The following is a 15,366-nucleotide window of genomic DNA, read 5'->3' on the forward strand; positions in this document are numbered from 1 at the left end:
GATTAAAAGCCTTTTCTGAAGCATCTAATCTGTTTTCTTTAAATTTCAATTTCTGTTATTAGTACTTTATTAGTTTCCTCGTTACAAAGTCTTTCCCTACCTGCATTCTAATCAGGTATTCACCTGCGGCCAGATAATTCAGATTCAGGTATTGTTTCTTGTAGGTTACATTTCCCAGATTTTTTTCAGATAATTGCTGACCTTTCATGTCCAACAACTGATATGAGACTTCTTGCGAGACTAGTAAATCAAAAATGATTTCGCAATAACTTTCTGCCGGAATAGGGGCTATATAGATTTTATGGCCAACAAGCGGTTCGTTGCCTAAAATAATCACATTTACTTTGGCTTCTCCTGATACAGTACCTTCTCCACAGGCATTTTTGATTGAGGTTAGTTTAAATATAGTACTTTCCTGAATCTTGACGGAGTGGATAATTTTATTTTTGTCTGTAGTTCCTTCCTGATTATTGCCTAATTTATAAGTAAAAGGCGGGCTTGAAGTGAATGATAATTTTAAGTTAGCCATATCTCCCATGCTTACTGTTGTGTCTCCTGAAATAGTTGCTGTGAGTGGCTGCGTATTTGCATAAACTTTTACACTGGGTGTAAGCACAGAACAATCTCCATTGTCAATAATCGCTTTGTAGACACCATCTTCATTGACTTTTAAAGCAGAAGAAGTTTCACCAAGACTTATATTGTCTTTAAACCATTCATACGTATATCCAGGTTCTTTACTGGCTTCAATAGTTCTGGATTCTGTATTCAGGCAAATAGCTGAGTTACTCGGTAGTGGTGATATTTGATTTTTGGTCTGCATAAGGTCTACTTTGATGATATTACTTATGGCCTCACAGTTGTTATATTTTAATTTAGCATAGTAGTTGCCCGCCTGGTTCAAAGTAAATCTTGTTTGCCTATCGGCTAATTTTTGTTGATTATTATACCATTCAATGCTAAAATCTAAAGAATCAATTCTGGATCTATCATCTACAGCTACTAAGAATAAATCAATTTTTTTGCCATCACATATAGTAGTATTGGACGGAAAAGGTGTATTCCAGGAATAGGTTATCCTTGGGTTAAAGTTTTTCTTTATTAAGAATGACTTGATAAAAATGCAACCACCATATTGTCGGGTTTGTACGGTATACAACCCCTCTTCATAGGCTCTGGGACTAAAATAATCTCCCATTAAGTTACCATTATAAAACCATTGAAATTCTGTTATGCCACCACTGCCAGGTGGATCAAAAGCTAGCCTGGCAAAATCTGAACAAACACTAATGGTATCAGTAAGGAGTGTGATAGGTCCGTTGTTAATATCAAAAACGGTTGTGTCTGATAAAATTGCACAGGATTTTTGTGCAGGAGAGTAAGTTTTTGCCCAATATTTTCCTGACTCTTTTATTGTGAAATAACGATTGGTATAGTCACTATTAGGGGTTCTGGTTTCGATAAGTTTTCCATCTCTATAGAAATCAATATACCAGTCATAGGTCCCGGTATAACCGTCGCTTACATCAAGGCTATAAAAAGCATTTTTATCCTTGCATAAAGAAACAGTTTTCTTTTCGTCAGAAAAAGGGTAATTATGACTCAATTTCCCATATAGGGTGTCTCTACGAACAATTTCTATTTTTTTAGAATTGGCAATACACTCTCCTTGAGTTAGCTGTAAATAATAAACACCCGGCTCAGAAGCTGTGTAATTAATATCATTGGCTTTTGTAATATTTTTATCATTATGTTTCCATTGAAGACTTAAGCCATATTTTTTTAAAAAGGCAATGTTTTCCTGTTGATTATCAATAGGTACAGCTCTATAGCCATTATGATAAAAGGTAGTCTTAAAACTTTCACATAAGGCAACTTTATTATTAATTATCGCTCTGTCACCAGAAATTTCGTTAGATAAATTCTGCCCTATTTCTACCGAGACAGAATCTGAAGTCGCTTCACAAGACCCTTGATAGACAGTTAATTTATAATAACCACTTTCTTTGGCTTCAAATAAATCTTTTTTAGCCCCTTCCTCTACTACTTTTCCATTATGCCTCCAGCTGTATTTTGTATAAATAGAATTATCAAAACTAGCAGATTGTAAAGGAACTACATAACCTTTGCAGGCAAATGAACTTCCGACAATTGAATAAATGTAAGGTGTTGCTATCTCACACTTTTTACTTTCCAATAATGCTTCTAAAGAGCGGTCGCTATAGTTTGTTTTTGTAGAATCGAATAATTGTGTATCAAAACCAGAGTCAAATTCTTTCCAAAAGGCTTTATCAGTAATTGTGTATGCTCTTACAAAATAGGGAGAAAGAAAAGTAATAAATAAAATGTAAGTGCTTAGTAAACTTTTAGTCATAATGATAATTAAAATGGGTCAAATTAATTTAAAAGATATTGTGCTAGTATTTTATCAGTTTCCTGGTTACAAAGTCCTTCCCCACTTGTATCCTAATCAGATACTCTCCGGCTGTGAGATTATTCAGGTTCAGATATTGCTTCTTATATGTTACTTGTCCCAGATTCTTTTCAGATAATTGCTGACCTTTCATGTCTAGCAATTGATACGAGACTTCCTGAGAGACTGGTAAATCAAAAATGATTTCGCAATAGCTTTCTGCCGGAACCGGGGCTATGGTGATTTTATGCCCAATCAGCGGCTCATTCCCTAAAATAATTATATTTATTTTGGCTTCTCCAGATACAGTACCTTCTCCACAGGCATTTTTAATTGAAGCTAGTTTAAATATAGTACTTTCCTGAATCTTGATGGGTTGAATAATGGTATTCTTATCTGAGGTTCCTTCCTGATTATTACTTAGTTTGTAAGTGAATGGTGGGCTTGACGTAAAAGACAACTTTAGATTAGCTGTATCCCCGATATTCAGAGTGGTATCACCCGAGATGGTTGCTGTTGGTAATTGCGTAATTGAATAGATTCTAACCTTAGGTGTAAGCACGGAACAATCACCACTCTGAATAAGGGCTTTGTAAGTACCTGTTTGACTAGCTTTTAATGTGGATGACATTTCGCCTAAAGCGGTATTATCTTTAAACCACTCGTAGGTATATCCGTTTTCTTTGTTGGTTTCGAGAATCTGGAATCCGCCATTAATACATATACCCAAGCTATCAGCTTTTGGAGTAATCTGATTTTTTATTTGTGATACCTCTACTTTAATGCTATTACTTTTTGTTTCACAGTCTCTGTATTTGGTTCTGACAAAATATTCTCCCGGTTGATTGGCATTTATAGAAGAAACAGTATCTGGTAGTTTTTGTTGGTTTCTATACCATTCCGTGGTATAGCTCGAATTGTAGGCTTGCTGAATACCACTTTGGTTATAAGAAATCAACCTATTATCCGCGCCCTCACAAAAATTAATCACCCCGTTTACCGGGTCTTTATCAATCGCTATTAATCTTGAGCCTATATTTCTTTTTACCAGAATAGACTGTATTGTGCTGCATCTATTACCCTCATTGATTTCTACTGTGTATATACCTTCTTCATTAGGCACGTATAAATAATTACTATTGCCTCCTATAATTTTATTCTTAAAACTCCACTGATACCCATTAGAGTCGGTTTCGCGAGAGATATCCGGTGCGTACAAAGTGATAGAATCATTACATGAAAAAACAGTATCCATCGGTAGCTGCAAAGGCCTGTCGGCAAATAAAACATTACTTGTATCTGTGTAAGCTATACAATTTTTTTGGTTTTCCGGATATAGTTTTATTGAATACTTGCCTGAATCTTTAATAGGGAAACTGTTCATGGTGCTATTATCATTTTTCACAGAGTAACTATTGATAAGCTTACCATCTTTGTATAATTCTTTGTTCCAGTTATACATGGCCCCGTAGGTTTCATAAGCATAAAGGTATAAGGCCGTTTCACTGCAGACAACAAGGGTATCTTTACCCTTTATAGTACTATAATCATAATTATTTATCAATTTTATCGACGAAACATTTTGTCTGACAACCTCAACTTTATTAGAATTAGCTATACAATCCCCTTGTCTCATTTGAAGCTGATAAAGACCGGGCTCATTTGAAGAATAATAGGCTTTATTTGCACCTGCAATATTTTTATTGTCTCGCTTCCATTGAAAACTAAATCCATACTTTGCAGCTAATGCAGTATCGTTAACCGAAGTAAAATAATAATTTGTATGATAGAGATTAGCGGAGGTCTGGTCGCAGATAGTTACCTTATTGTTACCGATATCAGTGTTTCCCTCAGCAAAAATTTTATTAAGCAGGTTTTTATCACCTATCTTAATCAAAACAGAATCAGAGGTTTCTTTACATGAACCCTGAGAAACGGTAACTTTATAATACCCGGTTTCTTTAGCCTCAAAAGCATTTCTATCAACTTTTTTCTCTATGATCTGTCCATTGCGTTTCCATTCATAACCCGTGTATGGAAAATAACCTCTCTCTGCCAAAGGAACAGAAAAACCGGTACAGGCATTTTGGATACCAATGAGAGATGTTAGATTAGCTTTAGGCACCGCTCCCTTTATAACTTCAATCCTCTCTGATTCAACGGCACATCCGCCCTCGACGAATGCTACGGAATATAAACCACTTTCTTTTGCTTCAAAATCAACCTTTGTTGCTCCTGCTATATCAGCGCCATTCTTTCTCCACTGAACCGATTGATTTTCGCCAACAAAAACGCTCGTTCTAAGCTTCGTTGAATACCCTTCGCAGTGCATCATAGTTCCGGAAATATATGCATTCCCGACTATAGCATAAACAGGAAGTTTAGCCCCTTTTATGGCAAATGTTTTACTGTTGGTTATGAATTTCCCGTCTTCATCTTCAATAATAAAATACATATCGCTGCCACTTATATCAGGCATTGATAGCAGAATACTGTCTCCTGAAAAAATGCCTAAATGATAGCTTTCAGAGAAGGTTTCTAAAATGATTTTAAGTTTTTTATTTTTAGGTAAACTGGCTGGTAGTTTCAGTTTGAGTTTAAATTTTTCCTGATAACAATAAGTCTCTTTCAGGTTTGTAAACTCAACAATATCGTTACAGACTAAAGGAGGAGTAATAGCATGCGGTGGAATTGTCAAAGGATAGGAGCAAACGGTATTAGTAGTATAATCAACAGATTGCAAGGTAAAAAACTCCTTATTTTCCGTTGGCTCTATTTTACCTAAATTGACATACTTCTCACTCATACCGCCATATTCGTCATAGACTTGAAAAGAACGCCAATTGGAATCACCGCCAAATAAACTATAATTTAGATAATAGTAGCCCGGATTTGCTTTAAATTTCACAACAAGGTCTTGATTGAGGCAAAAAGGACTGGCAAATTCAAAGGAAATAACAGGTTTTTTAATGACAACTACTTTTACAGAATCTTTAAACGAACAATCATTGACCTTTGTTGATAGAACATACCATCCGGCGTGCTCAGGCTGAACCTTATCAATATTGATAATAGCCTCGTTTGAAGTAAATCCATTGGGGCCTTTCCATAAAATGCTACCGCTTTTTACTTTTGATTCAAGTCTGAACTTTGAGTCCTGACAAAGATTTGTTTCACCAGATATCTGGTTTCCATAAACAATAGATTCTGTATTTACTGAACATAAATCTTTTTGCAAAACGGCATAATAGGTGCCGGTTTCATTTTTATTCAGTGTTAGAGTAGACGAGGTCTGGTTAGGAATAATGGTTTTGTCTTTGTACCAATAATAACTTACACCCTCATATTGAGTGGCCGCAAGAATACTTGATTCACACGATGTTGAAGAAATACTTAATTGGGTCGAGATTGGTTGTGGTGCAACAATTTCTACTGTATCAGTGATTGATTCGCCATTTACCGTACAATTGGGGTCAGAGATTCTAATATGATATTTACCTGTTTCAGAAATCAGAAAACCAGTATAATCATATAAAGAAGGTTGTTTCTTTTGAACAAGCACACCATTTTTATATAGAGTTACTTCATCAGATGTTATGTGTCTTACCTTTAATTCAACGTATGCATTGTTACATAGGGTAATCTTTTTGCTGTCAATTTTTTTATCGTTATAATACAAATAGGCTTTATTTTTAGATAAATCTAAACTTGAAGGTTCAGTTTTACAGTTGCCCGTTTGGTATTCAACTCTATAGTCTCGAGATTCAAGAAATTCAAAAAAATAACCATCCAGATTCGAAAAACTATGCCTTAATTGATTGGTCTTATTGTCGTAAAAATTTAGTTGATTATTGCCTTTAAAATTGGGATTTTCAAGGTAAATTGTTTTTGTTCCGCAGAAAATATATTGAAGTCCGGAGATTAAATTTAATGGTGAAATTTTTGTATCTAGAGAAATATATACCGGTTTAGTATCGATAACACAATCACCGCTATACTTGGCAGATGTATAATAGAGACCCGACTTAGTCGGATGAAAATAATACCCCTTGGCAATATGTTCTCCATTCAGATACCAATCGGCGTCATTAGGAGTACTCAGGCTATAATCATAATCTTTACATAGTTGAATTGTATCTCTCTTTAGTTCTTCTCCAAAAGGCTCGAATCGTAAATAATTCGTTATTTTATTATCTTTATTTGCCTGGACATTCACAGGTTGAGAAGTAGTTGAACATGACTCGGAGGTAACTCTTACGGTATATATACCTGAATTCTGTGGAAAAATGTAATACTGAGTCTGGTTAGGCATATCTACCCCATTTTTTTGCCACTGATAGCTTACCTCGTGAAAAGTAATGCCAGGATTTACAGTTATTGCCTTAGGAGAACCGATATTCTCACAGATTGTCAGTTCTTGTGTTGAAAGTTTCGGTTCAATATTCTTTAAGAATACCAAATGTACTTTCCCGATTTTATAAGTACAATTTTTACTCTGAATCTCAACCATATATAGCCCATCAATATCTGTTTCGAGCGATGCAGATTGCGTCACCAAAGTATCATTTCTGAACCATCGGAATTTCAAACTATCTGATTCAAGATAATTTACCTGAAGATTAGCCTTTACATTTTTACAAAAATTTAAACGCCTGTAATCATTCCCAAGATATTCGGATGACATAGCAGATTTTTTATTGACGGTCATCGTATATTCCTTCTCACATTGCCCCCAGATAAAAGAAACCGAAACAAAGTATAAAACAACAAAAAGCAGTAGACGTTTAGCCATAGCGGATGATAAAATTAGATAGTGATTGGTTAGATAATCAGAAGAAGTCTCAGTCAACAAGCAAAACAGTTTGATAACTTCATTAGATTAATGGAGCAAAAATACAGATATTTTTGGTAGGATAATATCTGGCAGAAAATTTCTTAACTATAGGTGAAGGTATTTTAAGTAGTCAATTCTCTGAAAACCTCTTCAATAGCTTTACCACCTTTTTTGAGTTCAGAAAGGGTGCCATCAGCCACTATTTTGCCTCGGTTAATAATCACAACACGGTCGCAGATGGCTTCTACTTCTTGCATAATATGTGTGCTGAAGATAACTGTTTTGTCTTTGCCTACGTTTTTTATGAGATCGCGTATTTCTACCAGCTGATTAGGATCTAGTCCGGTAGTAGGCTCATCTAAAATCAATACATCAGGATTATGAATCAATGCCTGAGCAAGACCTACACGTTGGCGGTAGCCTTTTGATAGTTGTCCGATTTTCTTGTGTTTCTCAAGCCCTAAGCCTACTCTTTCAATCGTTTCATCAATTTTGATTTGTAGCGTTCTGCCTTTTAAACCATAGAGTGAGCCTGCAAAATCTAAAAATTCCTTTACGTACATATCCAGATACAAAGGATTATGCTCCGGAAGATATCCGATATGTGTTTTCACTTGCATTGGCGAAGTCTTTACATCGAAGCCATTTACTTCTGCTGTGCCCTCGGTTGCCGGAATATAACCTGTCAGGATTTTCATGGTTGTTGACTTCCCTGCGCCATTTGGCCCAAGAAAACCTATGATTTCTCCTTTGTTAACTTCGAATGATATATTATCAACGGCTCTTTGAGTACCGTATACTTTACTTAGATTCTGAACTTTAATAGACATTGCTGAGCGGTTCTATGGTATATATACTGATAGATTGAGGCTGATGAAATCTCGATTGCAATCAGTGAAAAGGTTTAATTACCTATTGTAAACGTAAAAATAGGTTTTCTCGTGAAAAGATTCTCTAAAAAATGTCTTTCCTGCGCTTTTTAATTAAATTTGTTCGTATTCAACCATTTAAACAAGCGATGAAAAAAACAATCCTATTCCTCCTTATTACTATTCAGTTTGCCTTTGCGCAAGACAAAGTCGTTCGCATGGGTATTGTCGGCATGACACACGACCATGTATTCCAGATTCTTAATAACGTTAAACACGATGGTGTAGAAGTAGTAGGCTTTGCCGAACCAGACAAAGCTCTTGCCATGAAGTACTTTGCCAAATACAAATTGCCCGAGAGTCTTTGGTACGCCAGTCTGGACGAAATGCTTGAAAAAGCTAAACCGGAAGCCGTTTGTGACTTTAGAAGTATTATCGAGCATTTAGAAACTGTACAGAAATGCGCCCCTAAAGGCGTGCATGTAATGGTAGAAAAACCATTGGCAGTTAATCTTGCAGCGGCTAAACAAATGGAGACCTTGGCTAAAAAACATAATATTCAGTTATTGACCAATTATGAAACTACCTGGTATGCGAGCAACCATGAGGCATATAAAATGATTAATGAAGACCATGCCATTGGCGATATCAGAAAAATAGTGATTCATGATGGTCACTCTGGCCCTAAAGAAATTGGTGTAACCAAGACTTTTATGGACTGGTTAGGCGACCCTGTGAAAAACGGAGGTGGAGCTATTATAGATTTCGGTTGCTATGGTGCCGATATTATGTCTTGGATAATGAAAGGTGAAAGACCTACTTCGGTAACAGCTATTACCCAGACTATAAAACCGGATATGTACCCGAAAGTGGATGATGAGGCCACTATTATCGTGACCTACCCGAAAGCGCAGGGTATTTTTCAGGCCTCATGGAACTGGCCTTTTGATAGAAAAGATGCAGAGTTTTATGGCAAAACAGGCTATATCATTGCCGACAGAAGCCTGCAAATGCGTGTAAGAAAAGGTAATAGAAATGCCCCGCCGGAAGAGAAAGTGGAAATTAAGCCTTTGGCTTCGCCAATGAATGACCCTTTCAGTTACTTTGCCGCTGTGGTAAGAGGCAAAGTAAAATCTGAAAATGATTTGGGTTCCTTGAAAATCAATATGGTAGCGATGGAAATTCTTGATGCTGCCGTGAAATCATCAAAGGCCAGGAAAACCATTGAATTGAAGTAGACATAGTTCGGTAATTTAAATCCTATAGGGATGATATATCGGTAGAAAAAAATCGACTAAAATAGTCGTAAAGTCCCGTAGGGACGATATGTTTAATATACCGTCCCTACGGGACTTTAGTAATTTAGGGGCTCAATTTTCTACCGATATACCATCCCTACGGGATTTGTAAGTGTCTTATAGTCAATATTTTACTTGTTAGCCTTACATTAAAAAAATTATTTAGCGCCTATTACCTCACTAATAGTCGAAACACCATTTTCGTTAAAGGCTTCGATAGCGAAATAGTATTTCTGCCCGACAGTTAAGGCTCTTAATTCAAGACTTGATGGGGCATCTCCCCAAATCTGGTAAGTCTGATATAGCTTATCCGGAGCGATGCCCCATAATATATTATAACCTACCGCCTCAGGCACTTTTTGCCAGCTAATATCTGCATTACGATCGTCTTTTTGTCTGGTTACGGTTAGTCCTTGTGGAGTAACAGGAGCAGCACCTGAACCTTTTCCAAAAATGCGTATATCGCTGATGGCGAGGTTTGGCATTGGCACGTGTATATTCTCAAACTTAATATAGCGTGCTTTTACAGGTTTTGCCAATTCTTCATACGCATTCGGGCGGTCTCTTTTCTCATGGGTATTATCTGCAATCTTCGTCCATGCTTTACCATCTATTGATGAATACACTCGGTATTGAATATAGACTTTCGGCAATGCACTATCATAAATATCAGATTTATAGTCAGTATAGTTAATCTGGAATGAGTGTACGGTTTGTGATTTTTCTAAATCAATGGTCAGTGTTTCACCGCTTTTATTGGTTTTGGCAACCCAGAAAGTTCTTGGGTTTTCGTCAGTGACTAAGTTTGGTGAGAATTTATCTTCCTGTACTGACGATGAGATACACGGCTTTTTGTAGGATAGCAACATCCAACCTGCAAATAATTCGTTTTTATCTTTCCACTTTTTAGTTGGTAATAATTGCGGAAAATCGGCAAAGCGGGTATTGGCATACATTTGTCCGTCTTTATTAAAGCCTGTGGGCACCATTTCAATCCGACGTTCAAAATTCCAGTTGACCGCTATCCAGGGGGTGCCTGTATTCCAATAGTTGCCGTATAAATCCTGAAAAGTATTACCATGACCCATGCCTGTCATAAAGCCTCCGGGTTTATACGAAACCGGGTTATAAGGCGCGTAGGTAAATGGGCCTAATGGATCATCACCTACATAAGTGCCATTGGCATATACATTAAACTCTGTTCCGGGAGCGCCGTATTGCAGGTAATATTTACCATTATGCTTGGTCATCCAGGCTCCTTCGGTGAATGGCTTTATAGTATCTCTATGGTCTCTGCCGAAGCGTTCCCAGCCGTGTTTTTCGGGGTGTAAGTAGATTAAGCCTTTGTAATTGTCTTTCTCTTTATAGGTCAGGTTTTTGCTTTTGTCTAATTCGGCACCGAAAAGTGGATACACATTTGATGATCCCCAATACATAAACCAACGATCTGTGGCATCGTCATGAAATAGGGCCGGGTCCCAGGGACCAATGTCTTTGGGTAATTGAGGTAACCAACGGTTATAGAAATGCAGTTTGCCGTTTTCAGGTGTAGTCGTATAGAAAATAGGTCTTTGCTGGAATGTTGATTGGAACAAATAAAGCGTATCTCTTACCGAAATGGCTGCAGGAGCACACATATCTTCCATCGGCCAACGGTTTGGGATAATGTATTGCCAGTTGAGTAAGTCTTTTGATTTCCAATAGCCTCCCTGAATGGTATGAAAGAGATAATATTCATTTTTATGGGTGATAATCACCGGGTCAGCACCCGAGCGATAGGATATTTTTTCGTTAGTTTGCTCCCAGTTATACTGGTAGTTAATATCCATCGGGTTGCAGAAGGTTTTCTGCTTGAAGGGTTTAGGCTTAGCGATGTTTAACTGAGGGCTTTGCGCCAGGCTGATTGTCGTACAAAATAATAGGATTAGTAATTTTGAAATGGTTTTCATAGGTATGGTTTTGTTAATGCAAATATAAAATAAGTATGCAGAAAACCATGGAGATGAGCATTTTGTGTATATTGGGTTATTAATGTGACTGTCTTATGAGATTTTCATTTCTTCTACCTTTATTCTTCTTGTTTTTGGATTACAAAAAAGAGGGTAATAATCTTTTTGTAGAAAAAGATTATAAGCAAAAGACTGTTTATGATATTAGAAATTCGGAAGAAAAGAGCCCCGAATTTATAGGAGGACTTGTAAAAATGTACTCATATATAGGAAAGACTTTAAAATATGAAAAAGAGAATGGTCTTTGCGTATGTGTGAATGTGAACATTCAGTTTGATGTTTTGGAAGATGGCGAACTTGATAATGTTACAGTTTATAAAAGCAAGGGCGTTTGTCCAAAATTAGAGAAAGAATTAGTGACAGTTTTTCAAAACATGCCAAAATGGAAACCTGGGAAAAAAGATAATGTATCCGTCAGAACCAATAATGTAATAATTCCTGTAAGAGTTACTATGGATGATGAGTAATACTGACTAATCATATTTTATGAAATACCTATACCTATTATTTTTATTAATATCATTGATTAGCTGTCAAAAAGAACTTAATGAAGTTGTTTTAGCGAAGAACCCACGAGAAAAGGAGATAGAGAGGGTAGAAATAGAAGACCCAGTTTTTAAAGGCGGGGAGAAAGAACTGTTCAAATACATAAGTACAAAAATTAAAAGTTATGGTTTTAAAGATGATACCTGTTGTAAAGTAGTGGTACGATTTAGTATTTCGGCTTATGGACGAGTTGAGAATGTTAATATATTGAATGGGGGTGTATGTTTATTTAAAGAAGAGCTAATTAAAATTTTTCAAGATATGCCAAAATGGAAACCTGGCATGTTTAATAAAGAATCTTCTAAATTTGTAATATATTATTTACACCAGCGAAAAAGGCTACTTATTCATTCTCTTGATGAGTTCTTATATAAAACTAGAAACGGCCCCTAAAGCGCCGTTTCTAGTTTTATCATAACCTAAATTATTATCTAGAATAATTTGGAGCCTCACGCATAATCTGAATATCGTGCGGGTGGCTTTCTTTGATACCTGCGGCTGTGATTTTTACAAATTTTGCTTGTTGCAAACTCGTAATATCTCCTGCGCCACAGTAGCCCATACCTGCTTTCAGTCCGCCTACCATCTGGTAAAGAATTTCAGCTGCACGGCCTTTATATGGTACACGTCCTACGATACCTTCCGGTACTAATTTCTTAATATCATCTTCCGCATCCTGGAAATAACGGTCTTTTGAGCCATCTTCCATGGCTTCTACTGAACCCATACCGCGATACGTTTTAAATTTACGTCCTTCGTAAATCACCATTTCACCCGGCGCTTCTTCTGTTCCGGCTAATAATGAGCCCATCATCACCGTATTAGCACCTGCAGCAATGGCTTTGGTAATATCACCCGAGAAACGGATACCCCCATCAGCGATTACCGGAACACCATATTTAGCAGCAGCTACCGCCGAATCAGCAACGGCTGATAATTGCGGCATGCCGATACCGGCAATAATACGGGTGGTACAGATACTACCTGGTCCAACCCCTACTTTAATAGCATCTGCTCCTGCTTTAGCTAAGGCTTCGGCAGCTTCGGCAGTAGCAATGTTTCCGACAATCACATCTAATTTCGGGAATGCCGCTTTAATGCGCATCAGGGTCTCAATTACACCTTTTGAATGTCCGTGAGCCGTATCAATACTCACTACGTCAACTCCTGCTTTTATAAGACTTTCTACACGTTTTTCAATATCTGCGGTTACACCTACGGCTGCTCCGGCAATCAGGCGACCTAAACGGTCTTTAGCTGCATTTGGGCGGTCTTTCTTTTTAAGAATATCTCTGTAAGTGATTAAGCCGATTAGTTTGTAGTCTTTGTCAACAATCGGTAATTTCTCAATTTTGTAGTTTTTCAGAATCTCTTCTGCTTCTGCCAAACCTGCTCCCTCATGACCTACAATCAGGTTATCTTTAGTCATGATTTCTACAATTGGTTTAGCCATTTCCGTCTGGAAACGTAAATCTCTGTTGGTAACAATACCTTTTAATTTATGGTTACCATCTATGACTGGAATACCGCCAACTTTAAACTCTGCCATTAAACGTAAGGCATCGCCAATAGTAGCGCCTTCGCTTAGCGTAATAGGATCGATAATCATGCCACTTTCCGAACGTTTTACCTTGCGCACCTGTTCGGCTTGTTGTTCGATGGTCATGTTTTTGTGAATGATACCAATACCCCCTTCCTGCGCCATAGCAATAGCCATTTCATACTCTGTCACAGTATCCATCGCTGCTGAAATGAGAGGAATATTTAATTGTATATTTTTGGTCAGATAAGTTTTCGTTTGCGTATCGCGGGGAAGAACTTCTGAATAAGCCGGAACGAGGAGAACGTCGTCGTAAGTGAGTGCTTCGTAAAGCAACTTTGAAGAATCTAACATAGCAAATAATTTTCGTTTTCTTATTTGCCAAGCAAAATTACGGAAAATATTTGGATTGACAATTCTATCCCGTTAATTAATTGAAAATTAATATAAAAAGCCCTGTAAATTCTATTTTACAGGGCTTCGTTTATTGTAAAATCAGCAATACTAAATATACTGATTGATAATCATCTCAAACAATTCTTGTTTACCACTGATTTGTGCCGGTTCGCCGTCTCTTAAGGCAATACCTCTTAAATCAGTCAATGATAATTTACCAGATTCAAAGGCAGCGCCATCGCCACCATCAAATGAAGCATAGCGTTTTGTACGTAGTTTTTTATACTCTGATTTCTCAAGAATGTTATTCGCAATTAATAATGCTCTTGCAAAAGCATCCATACCTGCAATATGTGCGATGAAGATGTCTTCCAAGTCAGTAGAGTTTCTACGGGTTTTAGCATCGAAGTTAATACCACCGGTAGTAAATCCACCAGCTTCCAGAATAACCAACATTGCCTCTGTCAATTCGAACAAATCAATCGGGAATTGGTCAGTATCCCAGCCGTTTTGATAATCTCCACGGTTAGCATCGATACTACCTAACATACCTGCATCAGCTGCCATTTGTAGTTCGTGGGCAAATGTATGTCCTGCTAATGTAGCGTGGTTAACCTCAGCATTAATCTGGAAATCTTTATCTAAACCATAGTTACGTAAGAATCCGATTACTGTTTGTGCATCGTAATCATATTGGTGTTTCGATGGTTCACATGGTTTTGGTTCGATATAGAACTTACCTTTGAACCCTTGGCTACGTGCGTAATCACGAGAGATAGTCAGGAATTGTGCTAAGTGGTCAATCTCACGTTTGGTGTTCGTATTCAGTAAAGACATATAGCCTTCGCGACCTCCCCAGAACACATATCCTTCACCACCTAGTTCGATGGTTGCATCTATGGCATTTTTTACCTGTAAACCTGCATGGGCAACTACCGCGAAATCAGGGTTAGTAGAAGCACCATTCATATAACGTGGGTGAGAAAACAGGTTGGCTGTGCCCCACAATAATTTCACGCCACTTTCTGCTTGTTTTTGTTTCGCAATAGCAACAATGGTTTGAACATTTTTTTCAAACTCACTTTGCGAATTGCCTTCAGGAGCGATATCGATATCATGAAAACAATAGAAAGGCGTACCTAACTTGGTCATGAATTCGAAAGCTGCATCAACTTTATCTTTTGCTGCCTGAATCGGGCTGCTGTTTAAGTCCCAAGGGAAAACTTTAGTGCCCGGGCCGAATGGGTCTCCACCGGTTCCGCAGAAGGTATGCCAGTAAGCCGTTGCAAAACGTAAGTGTTCTGCCATTGTTTTGCCTGCTACTACTCTGTTTGCATCGTAGTATTTGAATGCCAGGTAATTGTTAGATTCTTTTCCCTCATAAGCAATAGGTTCTTTAATGAATGGAAAATATTCTTTTTCACCTATCGTAACTTTCAATTTTGTCATGATTTCTGCTCG

The 15,366-nt window shown here is 37.4% G+C and carries 9 protein-coding genes; 3 read left to right on the top strand and 6 right to left on the bottom strand.

Annotation, left to right across the window (positions count from 1 at the left end; genetic code table 11):
- Nucleotides 1–58: 58 nt before the first annotated feature.
- From D0T08_RS13990 to gldA, 3 genes are all read right to left on the bottom strand, one after another.
- Nucleotides 59–2,374, bottom strand: coding sequence for a T9SS type A sorting domain-containing protein (locus D0T08_RS13990; protein WP_116983272.1), 2,316 nt, complete (start codon nucleotides 2,372–2,374; stop codon nucleotides 59–61).
- A 43-nt stretch (nucleotides 2,375–2,417) separates the two neighbouring features.
- The gene (locus D0T08_RS13995; protein ID WP_116983273.1) at nucleotides 2,418–7,205 is read right to left on the bottom strand and encodes a T9SS type A sorting domain-containing protein; all 4,788 of its coding nucleotides are present in this window, start codon (nucleotides 7,203–7,205) and stop codon (nucleotides 2,418–2,420) included.
- Between the two features lie 164 nt (nucleotides 7,206–7,369).
- Nucleotides 7,370–8,077 carry a gliding motility-associated ABC transporter ATP-binding subunit GldA gene (gene gldA / locus D0T08_RS14000; RefSeq protein ID WP_116983274.1) on the bottom strand — a complete coding sequence of 236 codons (708 nt, stop codon included), beginning with the start codon at nucleotides 8,075–8,077 and terminating at the stop codon, nucleotides 7,370–7,372.
- Between the two features lie 188 nt (nucleotides 8,078–8,265).
- Here gldA and D0T08_RS14005 point away from each other — a divergent pair, with 188 nt between their 5' ends.
- The gene (locus D0T08_RS14005) at nucleotides 8,266–9,354 is read left to right on the top strand and encodes a Gfo/Idh/MocA family protein (protein WP_116983400.1); all 1,089 of its coding nucleotides are present in this window, start codon (nucleotides 8,266–8,268) and stop codon (nucleotides 9,352–9,354) included.
- A 218-nt stretch (nucleotides 9,355–9,572) separates the two neighbouring features.
- On the opposite strand, the gene D0T08_RS14010 is transcribed toward D0T08_RS14005, so the two are convergent.
- The gene (locus D0T08_RS14010; RefSeq protein WP_116983275.1) at nucleotides 9,573–11,363 is read right to left on the bottom strand and encodes a family 43 glycosylhydrolase; all 1,791 of its coding nucleotides are present in this window, start codon (nucleotides 11,361–11,363) and stop codon (nucleotides 9,573–9,575) included.
- 95 nt (nucleotides 11,364–11,458) lie between these two features.
- Here D0T08_RS14010 and D0T08_RS14015 point away from each other — a divergent pair, with 95 nt between their 5' ends.
- Nucleotides 11,459–11,890: an energy transducer TonB gene (locus D0T08_RS14015; RefSeq protein WP_116983276.1), complete on the top strand. Its 432-nt coding sequence runs from the start codon at nucleotides 11,459–11,461 to the stop codon at nucleotides 11,888–11,890.
- Between the two features lie 19 nt (nucleotides 11,891–11,909).
- Nucleotides 11,910–12,362 (top strand): energy transducer TonB, encoded by a 453-nt coding sequence (locus D0T08_RS14020; RefSeq protein ID WP_147322775.1) that lies wholly within the window; start codon nucleotides 11,910–11,912, stop codon nucleotides 12,360–12,362.
- 34 nt (nucleotides 12,363–12,396) lie between these two features.
- Here D0T08_RS14020 and guaB read toward each other — a convergent pair whose 3' ends face one another.
- A complete protein-coding gene (guaB, locus tag D0T08_RS14025; RefSeq protein ID WP_116983278.1) occupies nucleotides 12,397–13,863 on the bottom strand; it encodes an IMP dehydrogenase in 1,467 nt (488 codons plus the stop codon).
- Between the two features lie 150 nt (nucleotides 13,864–14,013).
- Nucleotides 14,014–15,354 carry a xylose isomerase gene (gene xylA / locus D0T08_RS14030; RefSeq protein WP_199538162.1) on the bottom strand — a complete coding sequence of 447 codons (1,341 nt, stop codon included), beginning with the start codon at nucleotides 15,352–15,354 and terminating at the stop codon, nucleotides 14,014–14,016.
- Nucleotides 15,355–15,366 lie beyond the last annotated feature (12 nt).

Origin of the sequence: Emticicia sp. C21 (assembly GCF_003418935.1) — a bacterium.
GTDB lineage: Bacteria > Bacteroidota > Bacteroidia > Cytophagales > Spirosomataceae > Emticicia.

What these genes read in the sequence shown, in the direction of transcription:
- gldA (WP_116983274.1), bottom strand. Translation starts at nt 8,077, where the DNA reads ATGTCTATTAAAGTTCAGAATCTAAGTAAAGTATACGGTACTCAAAGA.
- D0T08_RS13990 (WP_116983272.1), bottom strand. Translation starts at nt 2,374, where the DNA reads ATGACTAAAAGTTTACTAAGCACTTACATTTTATTTATTACTTTTCTT.
- D0T08_RS14005 (WP_116983400.1), top strand. Translation starts at nt 8,266, where the DNA reads ATGAAAAAAACAATCCTATTCCTCCTTATTACTATTCAGTTTGCCTTT.
- D0T08_RS14015 (WP_116983276.1), top strand. Translation starts at nt 11,459, where the DNA reads ATGAGATTTTCATTTCTTCTACCTTTATTCTTCTTGTTTTTGGATTAC.
- guaB (WP_116983278.1), bottom strand. Translation starts at nt 13,863, where the DNA reads ATGTTAGATTCTTCAAAGTTGCTTTACGAAGCACTCACTTACGACGAC.
- D0T08_RS14020 (WP_147322775.1), top strand. Translation starts at nt 11,910, where the DNA reads ATGAAATACCTATACCTATTATTTTTATTAATATCATTGATTAGCTGT.
- D0T08_RS14010 (WP_116983275.1), bottom strand. Translation starts at nt 11,363, where the DNA reads ATGAAAACCATTTCAAAATTACTAATCCTATTATTTTGTACGACAATC.
- xylA (WP_199538162.1), bottom strand. Translation starts at nt 15,354, where the DNA reads ATGACAAAATTGAAAGTTACGATAGGTGAAAAAGAATATTTTCCATTC.
- D0T08_RS13995 (WP_116983273.1), bottom strand. Translation starts at nt 7,205, where the DNA reads ATGGCTAAACGTCTACTGCTTTTTGTTGTTTTATACTTTGTTTCGGTT.